Annotated in this window: 14 protein-coding genes, 2 tRNA genes and 2 pseudogenes; 11 read left to right on the top strand and 7 right to left on the bottom strand. The window is 52.0% G+C overall.

What is annotated here, in order from left to right; all coding sequences use genetic code 11:
- Positions 1-306: 306 nt before the first annotated feature.
- From ACHZB8_RS01230 to ACHZB8_RS01205, 6 genes are all read left to right on the top strand, one after another.
- Positions 307-1,617, top strand: coding sequence for a citrate:proton symporter (locus ACHZB8_RS01230; protein ID WP_316858178.1), 1,311 nt, complete (start codon positions 307-309; stop codon positions 1,615-1,617).
- A 46-nt stretch (positions 1,618-1,663) separates the two neighbouring features.
- A complete protein-coding gene (locus ACHZB8_RS01225; protein ID WP_316858175.1) occupies positions 1,664-3,001 on the top strand; it encodes an acyclic terpene utilization AtuA family protein in 1,338 nt (445 codons plus the stop codon).
- 4 nt (positions 3,002-3,005) lie between these two features.
- The gene (locus tag ACHZB8_RS01220) at positions 3,006-3,320 is read left to right on the top strand and encodes a hypothetical protein (RefSeq protein ID WP_316858173.1); all 315 of its coding nucleotides are present in this window, start codon (positions 3,006-3,008) and stop codon (positions 3,318-3,320) included.
- 75 nt (positions 3,321-3,395) lie between these two features.
- Positions 3,396-4,058, top strand: a complete 663-nt coding sequence (locus ACHZB8_RS01215; RefSeq protein WP_316858170.1) for a 3-oxoacid CoA-transferase subunit A — start codon at positions 3,396-3,398, stop codon at positions 4,056-4,058.
- Complete coding sequence (locus ACHZB8_RS01210; protein ID WP_316858168.1) at positions 4,051-4,704, top strand: 3-oxoacid CoA-transferase subunit B; 654 nt, start codon at positions 4,051-4,053, stop codon at positions 4,702-4,704. Before ACHZB8_RS01215 ends, ACHZB8_RS01210 begins: the two co-directional genes overlap by 8 nt.
- Positions 4,705-4,755: 51 nt before the next feature.
- Positions 4,756-5,931, top strand: coding sequence for an acetyl-CoA C-acetyltransferase (locus ACHZB8_RS01205; RefSeq protein WP_316858166.1), 1,176 nt, complete (start codon positions 4,756-4,758; stop codon positions 5,929-5,931).
- Positions 5,932-6,490: 559 nt separating this feature from the next.
- On the opposite strand, the gene ACHZB8_RS01200 is transcribed toward ACHZB8_RS01205, so the two are convergent.
- Together ACHZB8_RS01200 and ACHZB8_RS01195 are read right to left on the bottom strand one after the other, a co-directional pair.
- Positions 6,491-7,540 (bottom strand): trypsin-like peptidase domain-containing protein, encoded by a 1,050-nt coding sequence (locus tag ACHZB8_RS01200; RefSeq protein ID WP_316858164.1) that lies wholly within the window; start codon positions 7,538-7,540, stop codon positions 6,491-6,493.
- A gap of 167 nt (positions 7,541-7,707) precedes the next feature.
- Positions 7,708-7,782: transfer RNA gene (locus ACHZB8_RS01195), tRNA-Gln, on the bottom strand.
- Between the two features lie 259 nt (positions 7,783-8,041).
- Here ACHZB8_RS01195 and ACHZB8_RS01190 point away from each other — a divergent pair.
- From ACHZB8_RS01190 to ACHZB8_RS01170, 5 genes are all read left to right on the top strand, one after another.
- Positions 8,042-8,118: transfer RNA gene (locus ACHZB8_RS01190), tRNA-Pro, on the top strand.
- Between the two features lie 656 nt (positions 8,119-8,774).
- A complete protein-coding gene (locus tag ACHZB8_RS01185) occupies positions 8,775-10,088 on the top strand; it encodes a TolC family protein (RefSeq protein WP_316858162.1) in 1,314 nt (437 codons plus the stop codon).
- Positions 10,089-10,139: 51 nt separating this feature from the next.
- Positions 10,140-12,392, top strand: a complete 2,253-nt coding sequence (locus tag ACHZB8_RS01180) for a type I secretion system permease/ATPase (RefSeq protein ID WP_316858160.1) — start codon at positions 10,140-10,142, stop codon at positions 12,390-12,392.
- Complete coding sequence (locus ACHZB8_RS01175; RefSeq protein ID WP_316858158.1) at positions 12,379-13,689, top strand: HlyD family type I secretion periplasmic adaptor subunit; 1,311 nt, start codon at positions 12,379-12,381, stop codon at positions 13,687-13,689. Before ACHZB8_RS01180 ends, ACHZB8_RS01175 begins: the two co-directional genes overlap by 14 nt.
- A 38-nt stretch (positions 13,690-13,727) precedes the next feature.
- Complete coding sequence (locus tag ACHZB8_RS01170) at positions 13,728-14,606, top strand: transglutaminase-like cysteine peptidase (RefSeq protein WP_316858156.1); 879 nt, start codon at positions 13,728-13,730, stop codon at positions 14,604-14,606.
- A 43-nt stretch (positions 14,607-14,649) separates the two neighbouring features.
- Here ACHZB8_RS01170 and ACHZB8_RS01165 read toward each other — a convergent pair whose 3' ends face one another.
- From ACHZB8_RS01165 to ACHZB8_RS01145, 5 genes and pseudogenes are all read right to left on the bottom strand, one after another.
- The gene (locus tag ACHZB8_RS01165; protein WP_316858155.1) at positions 14,650-17,301 is read right to left on the bottom strand and encodes a calcium-binding protein; all 2,652 of its coding nucleotides are present in this window, start codon (positions 17,299-17,301) and stop codon (positions 14,650-14,652) included.
- Entirely contained in the window at positions 17,298-18,584 is a 1,287-nt protein-coding gene (locus tag ACHZB8_RS01160) for a calcium-binding protein (RefSeq protein WP_394706064.1), read from the bottom strand. Before ACHZB8_RS01160 ends, ACHZB8_RS01165 begins: the two co-directional genes overlap by 4 nt.
- Positions 18,585-18,614: 30 nt before the next feature.
- Positions 18,615-19,688: pseudogene (locus ACHZB8_RS01155) on the bottom strand (Ig-like domain-containing protein); the annotation flags it as partial.
- A 23-nt stretch (positions 19,689-19,711) separates the two neighbouring features.
- A pseudogene (locus ACHZB8_RS01150) lies at positions 19,712-19,846 on the bottom strand (hypothetical protein); the annotation flags it as partial.
- Positions 19,839-24,692 (bottom strand): Ig-like domain-containing protein, encoded by a 4,854-nt coding sequence (locus ACHZB8_RS01145; RefSeq protein ID WP_316858153.1) that lies wholly within the window; start codon positions 24,690-24,692, stop codon positions 19,839-19,841. The pseudogene ACHZB8_RS01150 and the gene ACHZB8_RS01145, both read right to left, overlap by 8 nt.
- Positions 24,693-24,745: the final 53 nt, after the last annotated feature.

The following is a 24,745-nucleotide window of genomic DNA, read 5'->3' as shown; positions in this document are numbered from 1 at the left end:
TGACCGAAAGGATAACTTTCACAAAAGGGTAGAAGAATCAAACCTTAGGGCGATCAGTTATAAATAAACGTTATCAGAGATATCATATAATTTCAATTTTTTAAACTAAAGTTTTCATTTAGACTATTTGGTGCGAGCCAAGAAAAGGGTTCGCCTACAGGTTGGGAGGATGAAAAATTCACTTCAAGTCATGAAGTGAATATTATAAGTATTACTCCTTATACTGTGGTAGCTGTTTCAATAATACTGGGGCTCGGGAAGAGATTTCTTGTAAAAATCTGTGGGCCCTGAAAGCTGAGGGATGAAATGCTAGCACTATTGGGACTGGTTACGATTCTTGTACTTCTCGTAACCATCATGACAAACAAACTCACACCTCTGGTCGCGTTGATCTTGGTTCCGCTTGCTGCCGCTCTGATCGGTGGTTTCGGTCTGGAAAGCGCCGGTTTCATGGTTGGCGGTATCAAGAAAATCGCCCCCGTTGCAACCATGTTCGTTTTCGCGATTGTCTTCTTCGGTATCCTGTCCGATGCAGGCATGATGGACCCGATCATCGACCGCATTCTTAAAGCGGTTGGCATGAAACCGGCCCGCATCACTGTCGGTACCGCAATCCTTGCGATGGTTGTCCATCTGGATGGCTCGGGCGCCGTGACATTTCTTGTCACCATTCCAGCAATGCTACCGCTATATGACAGGTTGAAAATGCGCCGTGTCGTTCTGGCCGCGATTGCTGCGATGGCTGCCGGGACCGCGAACATGTTGCCATGGGGCGGCCCGACCTTGCGTGCTGCGACCTCGCTGCATGTGCCTGTTACCGATGTCTTCAATCCGATGATTTTCGTCTTGATCATTGGTCTGGTGGCTGTTCTGGTCTTTGCTTATCTGCTTGGTGTTCGCGAAGAAAAACGTCTTGCTGCAAGCGGCGAAACCGTTGAAGTCGATCATACAGAAGTTCATGTTCGCGAATTGAGCGAAGAAGAACAGGCCCTGCGTCGTCCAAAAATGTTCTGGCCGAACATTCTGCTGACCATTGCCGTTATTGCTGCGATGATTTCCGGCGTTTTGCCAGCTGCCATTTCCTTCATGCTCGGTACTGTTTTCGCTCTGCTGCTCAACTACCCACAGGTGGATGCACAGAAAAAACGTGTTGATGCTCATGCAAAAGCAGCTCTGATGATGGCTTCGATCCTGTTTGCCGCAGGCGCTTTCACCGGCATCATGCGGGATTCCGGAATGCTCAAGGCAATGGCCGAAACGGCTGCCAACTTCGTACCGGCAGACTTTGCTTCGCATATGCCTGCAATGGTTGGCGTTCTGTCCATGCCATTCAGCTTGCTGTTCGACCCCGATAGCTACTATTTCGGCGTCATGCCAGTGATTGCAGACGTATACAAAGCCTTCGGTGGCGATCCGATTGCAATCGGTCAGGCCTCTATTATTGGCCAGATGACCACTGGTTTCCCGGTAAGCCCGCTTACCGCGTCAACCTTCCTGCTGATCGGTTTGACTGGTGTGCCACTTGGTGAGCATCAGAAATTCACCATTCCGCTGGTTTTTGCCATCTCCGTCATCATGACACTTGCAGCCGTAATCTTTGGGGTCTTCCCGCTCTGATAACGACTAGGCATAGCCCTGAATAACAACAAAAGGAACATTCGATATGAAGACCATTCGTATTGGATCCGGAGCCGGCTATTCCGGTGACCGAATTGAACCCGCCGTTGAACTGGCTGAAAAGGGAGACATCAACTATCTTGTCTTTGAATGTCTCGCCGAACGGACCATCGCGATTGCCCAGAGAGCAAAACTGAATGATCCAGAAAAAGGCTATGATCCACTTCTCACCGAACGTATGCAGGCGGTACTCCCCGCCTGCAGCAAGAACGGCGTAAAAATCGTTACCAACATGGGTGCTGCGAACCCACTTTCCGCAGCGAAAAAGACAAGCGAAATCGCTGCCCAGCTCGGCTTGAACGATCTCAAGATTGCTGCCGTTTCCGGTGACGATGTGTTTGAAATCCTCAAGTCCAGCGACACCAAGATCACAGAAACCGGCGAACCGGTTTCCTCCATGTCCAACACCATTGTCTCGGCCAACGCCTATGTAGGTGTCGAACCCATCGTGAAAGCCTTGCAGGAAGGGGCCGATGTGGTCATCACCGGTCGCGTGGCTGACCCGTCCATGTTCCTCGCACCCCAGATCGTCGAATTTGGCTGGGCGCTGGATGATTGGGACAAGTTGGGCAAAGGCACCGCAGTTGGCCATTTGCTCGAATGCGGCGGCCAGATCACCGGCGGTTACTATGCAGAGCCGGGCAAGAAGGATGTTGAAGGCCTTGGACGCCTTGGCTTCCCGATTGCTGAAGTCAGCGAGAATGGCGAAGCCGTGATCACCAAGATTCCTCAGGCTGGTGGACAGGTTACTGTCGATACCTGCAAGGAACAGATCCTTTATGAGGTTCATGATCCTTCGACCTATCTGACCCCGGATGTAACGGCCGACTTCTCTAACATCACCTTCACTGAAGTTGCCAGAGATCGCGTCAAGGTCGGCAATGTGACTGGTCGGGAGCGTCCGGCAACGCTCAAGGCATCGGTTGGCTATGTCGATGGCTATATCGGCGAAGGCGAAATCTCCTATGCTGGCCCTGGCTGTGTTGCCCGTGGCAAGCTTGCCCTTGAGATCGTCAAGGAACGCCTGACAATTTCTGGCGTCGAGACCAGCGAATTGCGCTTTGACCTGATCGGCATCAACGCCATTCATGGCGATGTGCTTGCACCTCAGCCAGAACCGACAGAAGTACGCGTTCGTGTTGCTGGCCGCTGCGAGACAATGAAAGAAGCTGGCAAGATCGGCAACGAGGTCGAAACCCTCTACACCAACGGTCCGGCCAGCGGAGGCGGTGCAACCAAGTCCGCCAAGCAGGTTGTTGCCATGCTGTCCGCTCTCTTGCCACGCGAGCAGGTCACCCCGTCCATCCAATTCATCGAGGGCTGAAATCATGAAACTCTTTGACATTGCGCATTCCCGCACCGGCGACAAGGGGGACATCTCCAACATCTCCGTGATCGCCTATGACCCGAAGCATTTCGACCATCTCGCCAAGGAAGTGACGGCCGAAAAGGTAAAGGCCCATTTCACTGGCATCGTGCATGGTGAGGTGGTTCGTTACGAACTTCCCTCTATCGGAGCTCTCAACTTTGTCATGCAAAAGGCCCTTGGTGGCGGTGTGACGCGCTCCCTGGCTCTTGACCCCCATGGCAAGTGTCTCGCATCGGCTCTTCTGGCAATGGAAATTGCAGATCTGAGCGACTGATGCATTGGCTCCGGGCGGCTTCCCAACCTCCCCTCAAAAGCCCGGAGCCATTTCTCATTTTCAAAGGTGAAGTGAATGTCACACGTAATTACCCTTGAGGATGCCGTCGCCAGGATTCCGGATGGCGCGTCCCTCATGATTGGTGGCTTTATGGGCGTGGGTACACCGCCACGTCTCATTGACGAGTTGGTCCACCAGAAAAAATCCAACTTGACAATCATCGCCAATGACACTGCCCGTCCCGGCAACGGGATCGGTAAGCTGGTCGAAGCGGGCCTTGTTGCCAAGGTCATCACCAGTCATATCGGCACCAACCCGATGACCCAGCAGAAAATGATTGCCGGTGAAATCGATGTTGAGCTGGTCCCGCAAGGCACGCTCGCAGAGCGTATCCGCGCAGCAGGGCATGGGCTGGGAGCTGTTGTCACTCCGACCGGTGTTGGTACTCCGGCTCAGGACGGGCAGGAAACCGTGACCATCGATGGCAAGACCTTCATTCTGGCCAAGCCGATCAAGGCGGACTTTGCGCTGCTCAATGCCAAGATGGCCGATTACCTCGGTAACCTTGTCTATAATCTCACCGCGCGCAATTTCAATCCGGTGATGGCCCTGGCCGCAGAAACGGTCATTGCCGAAGTACAGACCATTGTCCCAACCGGCGCTCTGGCTCCCGACCTCATCGCCACACCGCATGTGTTGGTGGATTATCTTGTGGCAAAGGAGCAGAGCAATGGATAGCAAATCTTTGATCGCAGCCCGCGTTGCTCAGGAACTTGAAAGCGGAGATCTGGTCAATCTGGGCATAGGACTGCCTACCATGGTTGCCAACTATCTGCCGCAGGGCGTAGAGGTCTTCTTTCAGTCAGAAAACGGCATCTTGGGCATGAGCAGCTTGTCCGATCCGCTGTTGCAGGACGAGGACCTGACAGATGCCGGAGGCAGCCCCATCGGTGCCATTCCCGGCGCTGTCGGTTTCGACTCGTGCTTCTCTTTTGGCCTCATTCGCGGCGGTCACCTCGATGTGACGGTTCTTGGTGGCTTGCAGGTGGATGAAAAGGGCCAGCTTGCCAACTGGATGGTTCCGGGCAAGATGGTGCCGGGCATGGGGGGCGCGATGGATCTGGTCGCCGGTGCCCGCCGTGTGATCGTTGCCATGACGCACACCGCAAAAGGCAGCCCCAAGATTGTCAAAGAATGCAACCTGCCTTTGACCGCTTTGCGCCGGGTCGATCTGATCGTCACCGATCTTGCTGTCATCGAGCCAACAGATGAAGGTCTCGTGCTGCGTGAACTCAGCCCCGGAACAAGTGTTGATGATGTCAGGGCTGCAACAGAGGCAACACTCATCATCCCTGATGACATCAAGGAAATGAAAATCGCCTAGCGGCGCTTGCCGCATTAGCCAAATCTCAAAATAGCGATTGGAACATTGAGAATGACTGAAATCATCATTGCCGCAGCGGCCAGAACGGCTGTAGGAAATTTCAACGGTGCATTGGCGAGCGTGCCTGCCCATGAACTGGGAGCAACTGTGATCCGATCCTTGCTCGACAGGGCGGCGGTTAGTCCTCTGGAAATCTCAGATGTCATTCTTGGGCAGGTGCTGACGGCCGGGCAGGGGCAGAATCCGGCCCGTCAGGCCGCAATCAGAAGCGGCCTGCCCGAAAGCTCAACCGCGATGACCATCAATCAGGTCTGTGGTTCGGGACTGCGTGCCGTCGCGCTTGGCATGCAGGCCATCATCTCCGGGGATGCTTCTGTGGTTATCGCCGGTGGTCAGGAAAATATGAGCATGGCTCCCCATGTGGCCAATCTGCGCAAGGGGACCAAGATGGGGCCGACAACCTTTGAGGACTCCATGATCAAGGATGGCTTGTGGGATGCATTCAACGACTATCACATGGGGATCACTGCCGAGAATGTAGCGGTTACCTGTGGCATCAGCCGGGAATGCCAGGACAGGCTTGCCGCCGAGTCCCAGCGCCGAGCCGCCAAAGCCCAAAAGGAAGGTCGGTTCGAAAAGGAAATCGTTTCTGTGGCCGTGCAAAGCCGCAAGGGAGAGATCATTGTCGAGCAGGACGAGTTTATCCGTCCGGAGACCACCGAGGCATCGCTTGCAAAGCTTCGTCCTGCCTTCAAGAAAGACGGGTCTGTTACTGCTGGCAATGCGTCTGGCATCAATGACGGCGCCGCTGCCGTACTGATGATGTCTGGCGAGGAAGCGGACAAGCGAAATATCAGGCCGATGGCAAGGGTTGTGGCCTGGGCAACCGCTGGCGTCGATCCGGCCCTCATGGGAACTGGTCCGATTGCCGCCTCTCGCAAGGCGCTCAACAAAGCGGGCTGGAAGCCTGAAGATCTCGACCTGATCGAGGCCAATGAGGCCTTTGCGGCTCAGGCTGCTGCCGTCAACGACGAAATGGGCTGGGACATGTCGAAGGTAAACGTCAATGGCGGAGCCATTGCAATCGGCCACCCCATCGGAGCCTCTGGTGCCCGTGTGCTCGTGACCCTGCTTCATGAAATGGAACGTCGGGATGCCAAAAAAGGCCTCGCCACTCTATGCATTGGCGGCGGTATGGGCATAGCCATGTGCATCGAGAGAGATTGAACGGTCTCCAAATAAAAACAACTTGATTCCCTGAAAGCAAACTGGGGCATTTTCCAAAAGGCTGGCAATACGGCCCGAATGGAACGTGCCCCTTTTCTTTCATGCGACTGAGCGGGTTTGGCGATCTTGCCATCACGGTAACGACAGAATTGCAAGGCCCTGTCAGGCGCGCAGTCGGGCAGGGACAGCTTCTCCCCTCGGCATCAGCCCGGGGGAAGCTTTCGAGGCCAGTTTGAAATCGAAGCGGAAGAATTCAACATGCCTGAGCAAAATCGCACGAACTGCCTTGCGCCCAGTCCGAGAGTTCAAGGAAATCCGCTGGTCGGTCGATCATTGGACAAACAAGCAGCGAAGCCGCTCGCCACTGTTGGAGAAGATCATTGTATAGCGGCGATCCGATATGTCTTGTCTGAAATAGAAATCACTGAAATTAAAGACGATGGAGTTCATTATGTCTGACCGTCTATCACAATTGCTTGCTGATACGCCCACAGAGCCGATAATTGAAAGTGCCTTCGGTGTGGTTCAAATCCCCACCCCCGCATCAACTCTTTAATCTTTATAGTTCAGATCCGTAAATTTGCGGTATGCCCTCTTTTCCTTCGTTTGTTAGGTCCGTCAAGCTTTTGCCGTCGAAGATTGGAAGCTGTAGCATTGGAGCAATTAGTCCTCCACTAGCGTGATTTTCCCCTTGTAAGCTTCTGCTCACTACGCCCTTGGTTACCACACCCCCACTGACCAAAATCGGACTGCCGCTCATCTTTCCCGGAATTTTAGCACTGAACTCGAAGTTTGGACCGGGCGTATTGTTTTGCTTTTCGGTCATGTTATCGGGATAAATCGCAGTAACGGTCCCAACTGAAACCATTAGTTCCGGCCGGTATCTCTCCTTGCCGCCAATTCGCAAGTTTTGCATTTCCGGATAACCGATAGCTACGGCTTGGTCTCCAACTCTCAAACTGTGGGGGCCGATATTTAGTGGCTGATATGGCCCAATTGCCGGAAACTCTCGAACCTTACAAATAGCGATATCCAAGTCGAGTTTGAATTCTGGTGGCAAGTGAAAAAGTGGACCACAAACCTCTTTGCCCCAATGCGTCGTCCACACAATAGGGCAAAGGAAATATTCGGCTTCTCCTAATTCTTTGGCGATTCTGAAGGGAGCTGTTTTTATCGCAGGATTTGCTGGAAGCATCACGCAGACGTGAAGGTTGTTTCCCAGCATAGCTGAATTGTTGCTGATCTCAGTCAGCTCTGCGTATTTTTCATCAACGGGGTCTCTAATAACGTGAGCCGCAGTCATGAGCAATCCTGAAGCACTTATGAAAAATCCCGTTCCTATACAGCGAATTTCGTCGTCCCCTTCATTCCAAGCTACAATTGGAACGATGCTTTGTCTTAGGAAGAAATCCGTCGTGCCAAAAGAAGTAAAGAAGCTATCCATAATCCGTGAGGGGTTTTCGGTCATGACATCTACTTCTGGTTCAATCTTGAAGTAGTTCGATTCAAACCCTCTCTTCGCTTTAAGATTCAGACCTTTAATAGCTTCGATACTCCAAACGCCGCTATTGGATTTTCTAAATACAGTCTTGAGAATTTCTACGCCCATGACGTCCACATTGAAGTTGGTTAGCGCTGCAATGTGAATAGATTACACTCAATTCGCACGTATGGCGATAACGCGCAGATGGTATGCACTCTGTTATAGAAGCTGTCTTTTCACGAACAGGTCATGTGGGGGGGGGAACTAAAACTCTCTAATGAAATCAAGAGAATTGGCTGGGGTGGTAGGATTCGAACCTACGGTACACGATACCAAAAACCGATGCCTTACCACTTGGCCACACCCCAGCATGCCCGAACAATTTGCTCAAGCGTAAAGTAGGCGCTTTATACAGAAGCCATTTGAGCAGTGCAATGCCTTTGCTGCCTTTTTCACAAGCCAAACAGGAGGGGCGCAAAAAAAGTCAATGCGAAACGCTTGTATCCGATCGCTTTGCGCAGGCAAATCACATCGGACGTGGAAAAACATTTATTGTAAGAGGAATTTACCACAATATGGCCTTGCCATTGTCAGACTGGGACGCTATAAGCCCCACCACCAGAGGTACGGAGCGTAGCGCAGCCTGGTAGCGCACCTGATTTGGGATCAGGGGGTCGGAGGTTCGAATCCTCTCGCTCCGACCATTTAGCTAAGCAAAGCCAATCCTTCCTCAGAATACCCTGCTAGCACTCTCGTAAAAACCTGGTCGGGTCCATACGAGTGCTGGTTTCTTTTCAACTTACCGATATTTCCACCCAATTGGGCCCGCTGGTTCTCTGGTGCTCTTCCGCATTGACATGTCAGCGCTTCAATCGGAGTTCCGCTCGCGTTTCAATGTTTCGCTCGAAAGAGATCCACAACAGCACGTGTTTCTGCAAATTCATACCCTTTTTTAAAACTGCTGACACAGCATGAACGAGTTTGGAAGCACTTTCACAAAATACAACCAAAAGTATATAAAAATAATAATAATAGTAATGGTTGATATATATTGTCGAATTGTTGCAAAAATACAACCGCAGACCTCAATTTGAAGTGTTTATTCTGGATATTTGCAATTGATTTAGGCTTGCAACATTCCATAACCAGTCCGTTTATGTATAAAATTACATAAAATTCTCAGGATTGTTCCAAGAAATTTATTTTTTGAAAATGAATAGTGCTGATTTGGGATGTTTCGATAAATCATTTTGACGGTCTTTATATTATGCAGCGACGAAATTTATGTAGCTTCTTTGTAACCGCTCTTGTTTTCTTGGTGTTGCCCGGTCTTTCAGGCCCCGCCTTGTCGGCTTCTTCAATGACATTGGCCGGAGCCGTTCAGCAGGCAGTCACGACACACCCCAAAATCTTATCTCGTGTTAGTGAAAAGAAAGTCGAGAGGACGCGTCTGAGACAGGCTACCGGGCGCTTTTTGCCAACACTCGATGTGAGCGTGAGTGCTGGCAAACAACGAATTGACCAGCCAGCTGGGCTTTCTGAGGACCGCAACAGGCAGTGGAATTTTAACAGACAAGCAACCGCAGAAATCGGGTTGGTGCTGTTTCAGGGGTTTGATCGGGCTAACCATGTTTATGGGCAAGTTGCTCGGCTGAATGCGTCGGCCTTGAGGATTCTGGAAGAATCCGAACAGATTGCTTTGCAGACGACGGAGGCTTATCTGGACGTCTTACGTCATCGCAAAATGCTGGCAATCGTTCGACAGAATATTGCGACCCATCGTCGATATCTCACAAAGATCGAAAATTCCTTCAAGGGAGGCTCAGCCATTCGGGGCGATGTCGTTCAGGCGCGTGAGCGCCTTCGCTCGGCTGAAGCTGTGGTGAGCGAAGTCGAACTGGCTCTGGGAACAGTAACGGCGAAATTTGCAAATCTTGTCGGTGTTGAACCCGGACGATTGGCGGCGGTGAGCTATCCGTCCGGTCTTCCCGGTTCCGTTTCCCTTGCAATGTCCAAAGCCCACAGCAGCAATCCATCCTTGAAGGCTGTCGAGAAGGATATTGATGCCATCGGATATGACAAAAAGCGCGCGAGCAGTTCTTTCCTGCCAACAGCAGAACTGGTTGGTCGTTCGTCCTATGGTGATTACATCAATGCGACACCGGGCTATCGCCATGAGGAATATGTGGGTGTCAGACTGTCATGGAACATTTTCAATGGCGGGATCACGCGTGCCAAGCAGGATGAACAGACCGAACTTCAGTCCGTCCGGCGAAATTATCTTGATCAACTGCGCAGGGATGTCGACCAGACTATCCGCACGGCATGGGTGACCAAAGATAGCAATGACAAGAGACAAGCTGCATTGAAACGCCAGATTCAGGAAGGCCAAGCGCTTGTGAAGGCCTATGAGAGGGAGTTTGATGCCGGCCAGCGCAGCTATCTCGATCTGTTGTCAGCCGATGGTAGCTTGACCAATTTGCGAATGGAACTGGTCAGCACTCAGACGATCGCTCTGTTCGCCCGCTATCAACTGCTCGCTTCTATGGGCGGACTGCTTGACTTTTTTAATATTGCTCCCGTGCCGGAAGGCAACCAGCAGGCCAAGCCGAACTCTGCACTCGGGTTTGCGCTCTCCAATGGATTCGTGATCAAGCCATTGAGCGACAAATAAGTGTTTCCAAAGGAATAAGCCGCTTGATACGGCTCGCTTAAGGTATGTGTGGTGATAGAAGATCATTCTCAATCCGGTTTTCTTTCGAAGCAACCAGATATTGACGCAACGACTGACACAACGGCACAGCCTCAGGACAATGAACCCGCTTCTGTCGATATCGTCCACACCACATCTTTGGGCGACTGTCTGGTGCATGTCGCAAAATTCCACGGACTGCCGGCTTCAGAAAAAGAGTTGGCCGATAAGTTGGCGGTTACTACGGAAGGAATTCCGTCCGAGCTTTTTATTCAGGCCGCTGAAAAGCTCAATATGATTGCGCAGATCGAGAAAATGTCTCTCAGCTCGATCCCGTCTGTGACACTTCCTGTCATATTGTTTCTGAAAGACGGGTCTTGCATTGCTCTTGAAGAGAATGCTGAAAGGCAAAGCGTCAGGGCTTACGTGCCTGGAGAGAAGGGGGGCTTCCGACGTTTAAGCCGTAAGAATTTGACGCGGGATTATGCTGGCTATTGCGCTTTTCTCACGCCCGATCCCAAATCGCATCAGCATCCTGAGGACGATAGTCCCGAGGTCAAGAATGCCAGTTGGTTCTGGTCCGCAGTCAGACATTTCTGGCCTAGTTATGTTCAGGTGGCGATTGCTGCCTTGCTGGTCAATCTTCTGGCGCTGGCCAGCCCGCTCTTTGTAATGAATGTCTATGATCGCGTCATTCCAAATCTGGCTATCCCGACACTCTGGACTTTGACGTTTGGGGTGTCGATTGCCATTCTGTTCGACCTTATCTTGCGTATCTTGCGTTCATGGATCGTGGATAATACCGGACGTCGAATTGATATGGCCATATCAGGCCGTCTTTACGATCATCTGGTTTCGCTGCGCCTTCAGGCAAGGCCGGTTTCAACCGGTATGCTTTCCAATCAGATACGCGAGTTCGACACGGTCCGCGACGTTTTGACGTCGAATGCGGTGGTTGCCATTCTGGACAGTATCTTCATTGGTGTATTCCTCTATGTCATGTGGTTGATCGTCGGGCCCTTGGTGATGGTCGCCGCGATTGCGGTGCCAACGGTATTGATCCTCACTTTCCTGTGTCAGTTTCCCTTGAATATGGCTGCCCGTCAGGCGCAGTCAGACGCATCGCGTCGTCACGGGATACTGGTTGCCACGGTCGGCGGACTGGAAGACGTCAAGGCAATCGGCGCTGCTGCTTGGCTGCGGCGGCAGTGGGACCGGTCAGTTGCGGCATCCAGCAAGTCCTCGGGAGCGGCTCGCTTCTGGAACACTCTGGCCCTGACGGGAATGACCACAGTGCAACAGATCGTCTCTGTCGTGGTCATTACATGGGGAGTATTTCTTGTTCTTGAGGGGAACATAAGCGTAGGTGCCCTAATCGCGACCAATATCTTGTCCGGGCGCGTACTGGCTCCGCTTTCCAATGTTGCTCAAACCCTGTCACGCTTGGCACATGCGCGCGCTTCATTGAGAGGGTTGAATGGATTCATGACCCTTCCAGGCGACATTGTAACAACCGAGCAATCCATCGTACCACGCAAGGATGGTCACTGCCTTGAGACACGTTCCCTTTGTCTGAACTATCCGGGATCGCAGATCGCATCTCTACAGGATGTGTCGATCACCATCAGGCCCGGAGAGCGGGTTGCCATCATCGGACAGATCGGGTCAGGCAAAAGTACGCTTGGCCGATGCGTTGCAGGATTGCTCGATCCTTCCGAAGGTGCTGTCTTGCTTGATGATCAGAATTTGAGCCAGTTTGGGGCCGCATCCATAAGAGATGTTGTCGTCTATTGTTCTCAAGATCCAGACTTGTTCGAGGGTAGCCTGCGAGACAATATCATCATGGGACGCCCCTTTGCCAGTGATGATGAAATCCTGACAGCTCTTCGCGTGAGTGGCGTTGATCAATTCGCTGCCACACACCCCTTGGGACTGGGATTGCCAGTTCAGGAACGCGGGCGCAATCTCTCCGGTGGCCAGAAACAGGCCTGTGCCTTGGCGCGCGTGTTGATCAAAAAGCCGGACATTCTTTTTCTAGATGAACCGACGGCTTCCATGGATACCGCAAGCGAGAGGCGTTTCATGGCATCAATGAAAGAAATGCTAACCCCTAGCCATACACTCATCCTTGCGACCCACAAGGAACGACTTCTCGAACTGGTCGACCGGATTATCGTAATGGACCACGGCAAGGTTGTCTTGGATGACAAAAAGGAAGTTGTGTTGGCAACGCTCAAGGGGTTGCGAGCAGGGAAAGTTCCGGTGAACGCCAATGCCAAGAATTGAAGAGCGGTATGCCAATGATGTGCGACAGGCGATGAAAGCAAGCCGGGCTGGCTGGTCTTGGCTGTTTTTGCTGGTAATCGTCGTCATGTTGGCAGGAGGCGGGTTCTGGGCTGCCAATGCGCATATCGGTGAAGTTGTGCGCGGCCAGGGGCGTTTCATCGCAGCGCAGGAAAATCAGCTTGTCCAATCCCTCTATCCCGGCGTTGTTTCATCAATCCATGTCCGGGAAGGGGATCAGGTTTCCATCGGCCAGGACTTGATCAGTATCGACGATACCAGCGCTCTGTCTGAATTGGGAGAAGTCCGCGAACGGATTGCTGCACTGGATGTGCGGAAAATGCGATTGATGGCCGAGGTAAATGGGACGATTCTGGACTATTCAAAACGGCCGGACTTGCCAAAGCTGCTATGCAGTGAGGAATTTGCGCTCTACAAGGTTCGTCAGGATGCGCTCAAACAGGAGCTGGCTGTGGCCAATCAGCAATTGGCTCAAAGACAGATTGAAAAGGTTGAAAACGAGACAAAACTGCGTGAAATCGAGGGTACGATCGAATTGTCGAACCGGGAGTTGACGCTTGCAAGAGATCTCAACAAGACCGGATCCATACCCGAACTGCAATTGATTAGGCTGGAACGGCAGGCTCTCTCTGAAACAAGGGAAAAGGCAGTTCTGCAAGCAAGCAGCCCCAGAATTTTGGCTGCAATTTCCGAAGCCAAGGCGAAAGTGTCTGCCGTAACGTCAAACTATATGGCACGGGCCAGGGAAGAACTGGCCAAAGTTATGGGAGAACGGAATGTTCTTAAGGAAAGCATCATCCGGCTGGAGGCAAAGGTTGCACGTACGATTCTGAAGTCCCCGACAAATGGTATCGTAAACCGAATGCAGATCAAGTCTGTCGGTGCCGTGGTGCAACAAGGTGCGGTTCTGGTAGAGATCGTGCCATCCGACGACAATTTGCTGGTTCAGGCGCGCGTCAGCCCTCGAGACATTGCTTTCATCCATCCCGGACAGGATGCGCGTGTGAAAGTGACCGCCTATGACTACACGATTTATGGGGATCTTCCTGCGCGATTGGAACGGATCAGTGCGGATACGGTTACAGATAAAGAAGGTCAAACTTATTACCAAGTTATTATTAGTGTAAGTAAAGATGATTTCGGCGGAAAAACCAAAAATTTACCAATAATTCCGGGAATGGTTGCTAGTGTAGATATTTTAACCGGAAGTAAAACCGTGATGGACTATCTGTTGAAGCCAATAAAGAAGGCGCAATGGGAAGCTCTCAGGGAGAGATAATCTTTACTTAACCATGTCGCGCCTGTTTGGAGGCACGCATGGTTGTGAGATTTTCAGTTAAGATTTTGGCCCTCGTGGTCATGACTTTGCCGTGCCAGGCCAATCCTGCCTCTGTTTCTATCAAACCTGTTCAGTTGGCTGACAAAGCCGCCGATACTATTTCTCCAACAGGAATGGAAGATTTGCGGTTCGAGCGTCGCAAATTCTTCAAGCCCAATGACGTGGTAGCCAGAATATTGGCCACACGAAAAGCAAAGGAAAGCAACTCGGACGCCTCAAAGCCGCAAACTCTGGTTTCTCGGAAGGTAGCCACTCGCTTGACACCACCTTTTGCGCAGAAACTCTATCTAGACCATTTTGTTCGAGTGCCTTCCATTGGTCTGGCTCAGAAATGGCAACGGGCCAGGCAGCAGATGCAGGAAATGGCTGTGGCTCTTCGGCTGTGCGAAGCCGGGATCTGCGAAAACCAACAGCTGTCAGAGCTGAGCCGGGTTGTGATGAGTCTCAGAACTCTCCCCCAAGAAGATCTCCTGCAAGCAATCAACTCGCTGGTGCGTTCAAAACTTGCTTATCGGCCTGAGATGGCTGGATTTGACGAATGGGCAAATCCGATGGTGACATTTCAAAACGGGTTTGGAGATTGTGAAGACCATGCGATCTTCGTTGGGGCATTGTTGCTACAAGCAGGTTACAAGGAAAACAGCCTCAACCTGCTGGTGATGAAAAACCAACAAACCGGGGCAGGGCATGCGGTTATGTCCGTCAAGGATGACAGTGGCAAAAGGCACATCTTTGACAATCGCAAACGCGATGTCACGTCGACGCCTGATGCTTTCTACACTGTGCAAGCGATCGGATCCTTCAATGGGCTCTGGTTACCTGTCACCTTTGCATCTGGTCAGTTGGCCATGCTCTAGTGGTATTGCGAGTGCAATTTGCCACCATAACAAAACTCAAAGACTATCCCGCAGCGGCCAGAACCGTGATCTGGGTCAGATCTCCCTCGGAACTATAAATGGCGTTAAGGACCTCGCCTGCCGAGACGTCGGTAAGGTGCGCCACTGCTTCAAAGCCATGTGCCGAACCAGCTCCGTCAATATCGACATATAGAACGGCATCGCCATTCTCATTGACCTCGATATTTATGAAGCTATCGGGATCAGCAGGATCAAAGGCGCCATCGAGCAGGTCGGACAGATCAAGTCTGTCCTCATCGCTATCGAAATCGAGGATCGTGTCTACTCCGCCATCGGTTTCCAAAATGAACGTATCTTGTCCAAAACCACCCGAGAGCAGATCATCGCCAGCACCGCCTGAAAGGGTGTCATTGCCATTCCCGCCACTCAGTTGGTCGATACCTTCGAGGCCAGAGAGAGCATCGTCCCCTATGCTGCCCGTGAGAATGTCCGCACCGCTCGTTCCTGTGTAGCTGTTCCCGATAATCCCGGACCCATCGTGATTATAGGCAGGAAAGAAGGCGTCCTCAGAGAAGTCATCAAGGCTTGTATTCTGGAAGGTGACCATGGTGACGTAATTGTCACCACCGCCATTGACATCAACCTGAAGCAGGACGTCGGAGCCGGACTGGATCAGTTGCATCAGACCTGCACCAAACGGATTGGACGACCCATCCCAACCGGTCAGGTTGTTGTTGAGAATGGCATCGAAGTCGAGCGTGTCACGGCTTGCGTCAAAGTCGGTGATGGTGATGCCAGTTGCTTCTGTGCCAGACCAGCCCATGAGGGTAATGCTATCGGCATCGGTGTCGGCAGCTCCCTCATCCCCAAGGGTAAGAGTTGCGCCTTCGGTCTTGGCATAAATCTCGATGCTATCTGCTCCAGAGCCAGCCACCAGATCAAGACCGCCATAGACGTATTTACTTACGCTCGTGAATGTGTCGTCGCCGGATCCTCCCAGAATGGTGAAGCTGGAGCCATTGTAGGAATTGGCGGTGGACAGATCGACAGTGTCATCACCATCCCCGCCGTCGATCAACAGCGTGCCAGTGGCATAAGTGATTTTAAAACGGTCATTGCCCGCACCACCATAATATTCACCACCGGCATAATTAACCTCGGTGGAAAATGTATCGTCCCCAGATCCACCTGTCGCGAGGATGCGATCATAGCTCTGATCAATATAAAACGTATCATTCCCCTCGCCACCGTCGAGGGTGTCCAGAAACTGACCAAAGGACCCTGAGCGGGAATGAGAAAAAAGATAATCATCGCCATCTCCCCCAATCAAGGTGTCATTGCCGCTCCCGACTGACAGATGATCATCGCCGTCTCCGCCATAAAGCGTGTCATTCCCCTGGCTGGTGGACCCACCGTCGGAAAGCGTGTCATTCCCTTCACCGCCGATCAGTTCATCGTCGCCCTCGCCACTATAAAGTTCATCATTGCCGTCCCCGCCGACAAGCACATCGTCTCCCGCTTCGCCATAAAGCGTATCATTGCCATCCCCGCCATCAAGATAATCGGATCCTGCTGAGCCTGATATATTGTCCGAACCACCCAGACCGTAAATTGTGTCGTCGCCAATATCGCCCTTCAATATATCAGCTTCATCTGTGCCTGAAAAAGTTACTCCTGTAGGCGCACTGCCATCAATTGGCCAGGCAGGAAAGAAGGCGTCCTCAGAGAAGTCATCAAGGTCTGTATTCTGGAAGGTGACCATGGTGATGTAACTGTCACCACCGCCATTGACATCGACCTGAAGCAGGACATCGGAGCCGGACTGGATCAGTTGCATCAGACCTGCACCAAACGGATTGGACGCCCCATCCCAACCGGTCAGGTTGTTGTTGAGAATGGCATCGAAGTCGAGCGTATCGCGGCTTGCGTCAAAGTCGGTGATGGTGATGCCAGTTGCTTCTGTGCCAGACCAGCCCATGAGGGTAATGCTATCGGCATCGGTGTCGGCAGCTCCCTCATCCCCAAGGGTAAGAGTTGCGCCTTCGGTCTTGGCATAAATCTCGATGCTATCTGCTCCAGAGCCAGCCACCAGATCAAGACCGCCATAGACGTATTTACTTACGCTCGTGAATGTGTCGTCGCCGGATCCTCCCAGAATGGTGAAGCTGGAGCCATTGTAGGAATTGGCGGTGGACAGATCGACAGTGTCATCACCATCCCCGCCGTCGATCAACAGCGTGCCAGTGGCATAAGTGATTTTAAAACGGTCATTGCCCGCACCACCATAATATTCACCACCGGCATAATTAACCTCGGTGGAAAATGTATCGTCCCCAGATCCACCTGTCGCGAGGATGCGATCATAGCTCTGATCAATATAAAACGTATCATTCCCCTCGCCACCGTCGAGGGTGTCCAGAAACTGACCAAAGGACCCTGAGCGGGAATGAGAAAAAAGATAATCATCGCCATCTCCCCCAATCAAGGTGTCATTGCCGCTCCCGACTGACAGATGATCATCGCCGTCTCCGCCATAAAGCGTGTCATTCCCCTGGCTGGTGGACCCACCGTCGGAAAGCGTGTCATTCCCTTCACCGCCGATCAGTTCATCGTCGCCCTCGCCACTATAAAGTTCATCATTGCCGTCCCCGCCGACAAGCACATCGTCTCCCCGCTTCGCCATAAAGCGTATCATTGCCATCCCCCGCCATCAAGATAATCGGATCCTGCTGAGCCTGATATATTGTCCGAACCACCCAGACCGTAAATTGTGTCGTCGCCAATATCGCCCTTCAATATATCAGCTTCATCTGTGCCTGAAAAAGTTACTCCTGTAGGCGCACTGCCATCAATTGGCCAGGCAGGAAAGAAGGTGTCCTCAGAGAAGTCATCAAGGTCTGTATTCTGGAAGGTGACCATGGTGATGTAACTGTCACCGCCGCCATTGACATCGACCTGAAGCAAGACATCGGAGCCGGACTGGATCAGTTGCATCAGACCTGCACCAAACGGATTGGACGACCCATCCCAACCGGTCAGGTTGTTGTTAAGAATGGCATCGAAGTCGAGCGTATCGCGGCTTGCGTCAAAGTCGGTGATGGTGATGCCAGTTGCTTCTGTGCCAGACCAGCCCATGAGGGTAATGCTATCGGCATCGGTGTCGGCAGCTCCCTCATCCCCAAGGGTAAGAGTTGCGCCTTCGGTCTTGGCATAAATCTCGATGCTATCTGCTCCAGAGCCAGCCACCAGATCAAGACCGCCATAGACGTATTTACTTACGCTCGTGAATGTGTCGTCGCCGGATCCTCCCAGAATGGTGAAGCTGGAGCCATTGTAGGAATTGGCGGTGGACAGATCGACAGTGTCATCACCATCCCCGCCGTCGATCAACAGCGTGCCAGTGGCATAAGTGATTTTAAAACGGTCATTGCCCGCACCACCATAATATTCACCACCGGCATAATTAACCTCGGTGGAAAATGTATCGTCCCCTGATCCACCTGTCGCGAGGATGCGATCATAGCTCTGATCAATATAAAACGTATCATTCCCCTCGCCACCGTCGAGGGTGTCCAGAAACTGACCAAAGGCCCCTGAGCGGGAATGAGAAAAAAGATAATCATCGCCATCTCCCCCAATCAAGGTGTCATTGCCGCTCCCGGCTGACAGATGATCATCGCCGTCTCCGCCATAAAGCGTGTCATTCCCCTGGCTGGTGGACCCACCGTCGGAAAGCGTGTCATTCCCTTCACCGCCGATCAGTTCATCGTCGCCCTCGCCACTATAAAGTTCATCATTGCCGTCCCCGCCGACAAGCACATCGTCTCCCGCTTCGCCATAAAGCGTATCATTGCCATCCCCGCCATCAAGATAATCAGCTCCAGGCAGTCCCCTGATCTCGTCATTGCCCGAAAGCCCGTAAATCAGGTCGCCCTGAATGGTGCCTTCAATCACGTCATTGGCTTCGGTCCCTGTCACGAGTTCACCATCCAGAAGGCTCAGCGTTACGGTCGTGCTGGACGATGTCCCGTCTGGTTCGCTCGCCGTGACGCGGAGGTCCAGCAATCCGACATCGCTGTTGCTCGGCGCGTTGGCTGCAAAGGACAAGCTGCGCGTTGCTGCATCAAATGTCAGCCAATCGGGCAGGGCACTTCCATCCGCCAATGTAACGCTATAGCTGATGGCCTGTTCGCCATCGCTGTCGACAAACGTATCAGCGGGCAACTGATAAGAATAATCTTCATCGATGAAACCGGATTGCGCCTGAAGGCTTTGCTGCTGCACAGGAGCGTCATTGACCCCGGCTATGGTCAGTGTCGCGGTGTTAGAGACGCTCACTGTGCCATCCGATAGCTGATAGGAGGCAGTCAGGACAGAGGTTTCTCCCGTCCAGAGCGCGCCGAACTGATCTGTGTCGATAGAGATTGTTCCATCGCCATTGTCTGTGAAACTGACCGGATTACCCAACGTATCGGTGATCACGATATTGGACACAGTTAGACTGTCACCATTGTCCGGATCTGACTGGCCGAGGGTCAAATCGAGAGTCTGAACGCCATCATCTTCACTTAACGTACCAAAATCAATGGCCGAGGCCACTGGCGCATCATTGGTGCCGGTGACAGTAACCGTGATTGTCCCGGTCGTAGACGCCCCATGGCTGTCGGTTGCCGTAACCTCCATGGTTATGTCACGTGTCTCGCCCTGAGCCAAAGCCTTGAAGTCTTCACCCGGGGTGAAGGTCAGGATGGTTCCGGTGATGGACGCTGTCCCGCCATCAGGGCCCGAGGAGAGAGTGTAGATAAGGGATGATCCGTCATCGTCATTGTCAATGTCGCTGGAAAGTGTCGACAGATCCAGGTCAACCGCACCGCCATTGTCCGTTGCACTGAGCGAGCCGGCAGTAACCACCGGTGCATCATTGACACCTTGAACAGAAAGGGTGACGGTTGCCGTGCTCTCCCCTCCGTCGCCATCTGAGACTGTGTAGGTGAAGCTGTCTTGTGCAGATTGGCTTCCTGACAAAGCCTGAATCTGTGAGGCGTTTGTCGGATCATAGCTGATGGTGCCATCCGCATTGAGGGTGACAGTCCGCTCCCCATCGCACTCGTCGTTGAAACGCTGATGATGCTGAAAGCGTCACCTTCGGCGTCGCTGTCATTGGCAAGAAGATCGGATGATTTTATTGTTGCAATGGAGTTTTCGGTATAGCCGCGAGAGCTTCCGTCCGCTTCAAAAATGCGGGCCCTTCACAGAATAACTATCAGTATCTTCCGGATCGCCATTTATAGAATGCCAAGTGACTACAAATCCGCCATCTTCGAGTGCAGTGACAATTTGAGCATATTGCTTGCCTTCAACAAATTCATTGACAAGAAATTCGCCGGTTACTTCTCTGCCGCTTGCATCAAAGATACGGGCATAAATTGAGCATCCACCCTCAGACCCCTGTTCTTCATCCCAAGAATACCAGGTTACGACGAAATTTCCATTGGATAGAGCTGCAACACTTGGGACACGCTGTCCGTTAAGAACAGTTTCATTCACCAGGAATTGATCGACAAGCACGGAGCCGTCCGTGCCATATATTTTTGCAAAGACAGCTGAATCTGACTGATCGACGCGAGAGCCGGTATAGCCATGCCAGACGGCAACAAATCCGACTCCGGGGAGAGTCGTGAGACTTGGGTAAAACTGCTCACCCATGTCGACATCATTGATTTGGAATTCCGATGTAATCGGAACACCATCAGGACCAATTATCCGAGCATTGATCGTTCGGGTCTCTGTGGCGGCATCAACCTCATTTGGTTCTGTTTGCCAACTGACGAGAATATTCCCATCTGATAGCACCGTCAGCTTTGTGAAGCGTTGGATGCCCGTCGTTGTTTCATTGACGAGAAACTCGTCAACAACGACTTCGCAATCTGCATTGTAGATTTTTGCTTTGATCGCAAATCCGTCCTCATCCCCTTGCTCTCCATCGTCAGAATGCCAGGCAACAAAAAACCCTCCGTCCGGCAAGGCAACAATGTCTGGGTAGATTTGGTCATTTGTTGTGACATCGTTGAGCAGAAACTCGTCGCCGATCGGATTGCCATCGGAATCGAAAAGCCTTGCATTCACAGAAAGCCCGTCGCTATCGGTCAACTCATTGTCATTTGAACACCAGGTAACAACAATATTGCCGTTGGATAGCTGGGACGCGATAGGACCATACTGACTATTCGAGACATGGTCATTCACTAGTATCTCGCCGGAAATCGCGATCCCTCGGCTGTCATAGAGCCTTAATTTGATATCAAGGCCTTCCTGCCCCTCTTGGCTGGCATCATCTGAAGTCCAAACGATTGCAAAGGATCCATCAACGAGAGAAGCGACATATGGCTGAAGCTGTTGTCCATTCGTGTTTTCATTCACCAGGAACTCGGTGATGCCATTCAACACGTCATCATTCGCCACCGGATTGTCATTGCTGCCGGTGACAGTGATCGTAACAATCCCTGTATCAGTCGAGCCTCTGGAATCATCTGCCTGATAGTTGAAGGACACCTCTCTGCTTTCTGCTAATGCCAGATCGTCGAAATCTGTTCCGGGATCAAAACTGTACCCACCATCTGCATTGAAGGTAAGGGTGCCTTCGGCGGTATCGCTGACAAGACTGTAGGTAATGGAATCCCCGTCCGGATCATGCGCACTAACGTTAGCTGTCAAAACGCTGTTTTCTTCTGTGACCTCTTGTCCGTCCTCGGCGACGACCTCCTCGTTGACATCGGAGACTGTTAGGGAGAAGTCCTCGCTAACCGTGGCTCCACTGCTATCTTTGGAGGTTACCGTCAGGCCCAGAGTTGGTTCGTTTTCATGGTCAAGGCTGATCCCGTCCTTGAGCTTGAGTACAAAGGCACCATTCTGCTCGACCGCTTCAAATCGATTGTCCGAGACCGTGTAGGTATGGGTGTCGTTTCCATCGATATCTGAAGTTGTAAGCGTGCCGACAATTGCTCCTTTGTCATTTTCTGAGACTAGGTTGGTCGACAAAGAAATACTATCCGGTGCATCATTGGTGCCTGTGACCGTGATGGTCAGGGTCTGCGCCACTGTCGCTCCTTGCGCGTCAGTGACATCATAAGTAATTGTAATGGATTGGGTTTCGCCTTCTGCCAGACTGTCAAATGCTGCATTTTGCGGATCCACGGATAACGAAGTGCCTGAAAGGGTCACGCCGTCCGTCAAGCCCTGTAGATTGCTGATCTGCAAGCTTGCGGTCTCGCCATTATCAATGTCAGTTGCGCCTTGCAGAAGATCGATGCTATAGGCCTGCGCTCCTTCAGCCGTGGAGGATGTCAGCTCCGCCTCGACAACCGGAGCATCATTCATCCCGTAAACGGTCAATGTGACCGTTGCCGTGCTGGTGCCACCATTGCCGTCCGAAATTGTGTAGGTAAAGCTATCCTCAAGCGTTTCACCTGACCCAAGAGCCTGAATGTCTGCGGCTGCGGTTGGGTCATAGCTGATGGTGCCATCGCCGTTAAGGGTGACCGTCGCCCCGTTGGCGCTCAAATCCGAGACGTCAACGATCGACAAGACATCACTTGCATCCACATCCGTGTCATTGGCAAGAAGCGTGTCTGCATCGATTGTGATGGATGTGTCTTCGTTATAGGCATGTCTTGGCGAGCCGTCAGCATTGAAGAGTCTGGCCTTGATGCCTGATCTGCTCGTATCCTCAATCCCGTCAAAGGAACTCCAGACGATCGCAAAGCCGCCATCATCCAGAGCTGTTATCGCGTGGTAGTTCTGGTTCGAGTATGTTTCGATATTGACGAGGAAATCAGCGACAATCTTGTTGCCTTGTTCGTCAAAGACACATGCTTTGATACCAACATTGCTCGTATCGTCAACGCCGTCATTCGTCACCCATGCAACGACAAAACTACCATTGGTCAACGCTGTGATGGTCGGGAAATTCTGATGCGATTGTGTCTCGTCATTGACAAGAAACTCTTCGCCTATCCGTTGGCCGTCTGCTGTAAAGATCTGGGCCTTGACGCCGTAGCTGTCTGTATCATCGATCCCATCGGTCGAAGCCCATACGACGATGAAATTGCCATTGGCAAGTGTCGTAACGGATGGCTGCCTTTGCGTTGAGGCTGTCTCGGTATTGATCAGGAACTCGCCGCCCATTTTGGTTCCATCAGAGCCGAAAATCTGCGCCCTTATGCCGTAGTCGTCAGTGTCATTGACCCCATCACGAGATGCCCAGGTGACAACAAAGGCGCCGTCGGACAAGGCTGTGACAGACGCCTCGAGCTGATATGATGTTGTGAGCGTGTTGACGAGAAACTCACTGCCGACCAAATCACCTTCGGCAGTGAATATTTGCGCCTTGATGCAAGTTGCGTCGGAATCCTGGCTGCTGCCCCAAGACAGCCAAGTGACTACGAAATTGCCATTGTCCAGTTCGGTAACAGTCGGATATTGCTGGCTGAATTGGGTCTGTGTATTGACCAGAAACTCACCACCTGTTGGCTCACCGTCAGGGCCAAAGAAGCGTGCCTTGATGCCCCCATTATCAGTATCGCCAACGCGTGCATCTGAATACCAAGCAACAATGAAGCCGCCATTGCTCAGCGCTGTTACATCGGGGAAGGTCTGAGTTGAAAAGGTTTCGTTATTGACAAGGAACTCTTCACCAATTGCATTGCTATCACTGTCAAAGAGCTGCGCTTTGATACCAGAGTGGCTGGTGTCATCTACTCCGTCAAGACTGTCCCAGACGACGACCAGATTGCCGTTGAGCAATTGCGTTACCGTCGGGTTGCTCTGACCGTTGAGGGTTTCCGTATTGACCAGAAATTCGTTCGATGGTTCGGTTTCCACCACATCATCATTTGCCGCCGGTGCGTCATTCACTCCGTTGATGACGAGCGTCGCGGTATTGGCGACGTCTTCACGGCCATCCGTGACAGTATAGTCGACGGTGATGGTCCGGCTTTCGCAAACGGCCAGAGCGTCAAACTGGCCCGGATCGATGCTGATCGTTCCATCCGCCGAAAGTGAATAGACAACATCTTCGCCGGTCGCGGCTCCGGTTCCGTCAACCACAGAAAGGGATACACCGGTGACGGAAAGGCTGTCGCTGCTATCTGGATCACTCTGGCCTGCGAGAAGGTCGATTACCTGCGCTGCATCATCTTCGGTAGCAGCGCCAGCATCAATGGCTTCAACGACTGGAGCGTCATTCGTCCCTGTGACTTCAATCGTGACGGTTCCGGTATCCGTGGAGCCATTGCCGTCTTCAACAGAAAAGTCGAAGGAGACAGTGCGGCTCTCGCCCTCTGCCAGATCATCGAAGTCCGAACCCGGATCGAAGCTGTAAGAGCCGTCTTGGTCAAGCAGGACGAAACCGGATTTTGGTCCGTTCTCCAGATGGAAGACAAGCGCGTCGCCGTCCTCATCATTCGCGTGCACCGACCCATTCAGAACGGAATTTTCGGCCGTGCTGTCGCTGCTGTCCTCTGCAACCACAGCCTGATTGCTCGGTTCGGTCTTGTCATTCCCGCTTTGCAGCTGACTTGAGGACGTTCCTTCTGCCGTAGAGCCCGGCTCGTCTTCTGAATAGCTTGTGCCGTTGGTTTCGAAAGCGTCTGCATGCAGTTGAGAGAGCCGAAAATTGAAACTTTCAAAATGAATGAATCCATGCGAAGCGACCTGTTCGGCGTCTTCGCCTTCCGCAGTCTGAACAATCGCATCATTGATTTGAAATGCGGATTCAAACTCTGCCGACGAGAGAATTCCAGCGTCGAACTTGAATTGTTCAGGCAGAATCTTACCAGATTGGACATCAAAAAAATCGTCAAGTCTGAGCTCCGAGCCGTCATTGAAATAAATGACAAGGCTCTGTCCATCCTTTTCCAAACGGATCTCGTCGTTGCCGATCTCACTGAAATCAATAAGAGATCCGGGTTCAACTCCTAACGTGATCTGAGCGCCAGGGCTTGGTTTTCGAAGTGTCGTTGTAGAAACTTGATCAGATGAAATGTCTTTGTGCGACAATTTGTCGCCTATAGCTGGAGAAACAATCATAAGCAACCTCAAATAGAAATTAAGACATTGTTAACGCACTTTTGCCCGGATTC

The organism is uncultured Cohaesibacter sp., assembly GCF_963556055.3.
Classification (GTDB): Bacteria; Pseudomonadota; Alphaproteobacteria; order Rhizobiales; family Cohaesibacteraceae; genus Cohaesibacter.
This window is presented reverse-complemented; position numbering and strand designations above follow the sequence as displayed.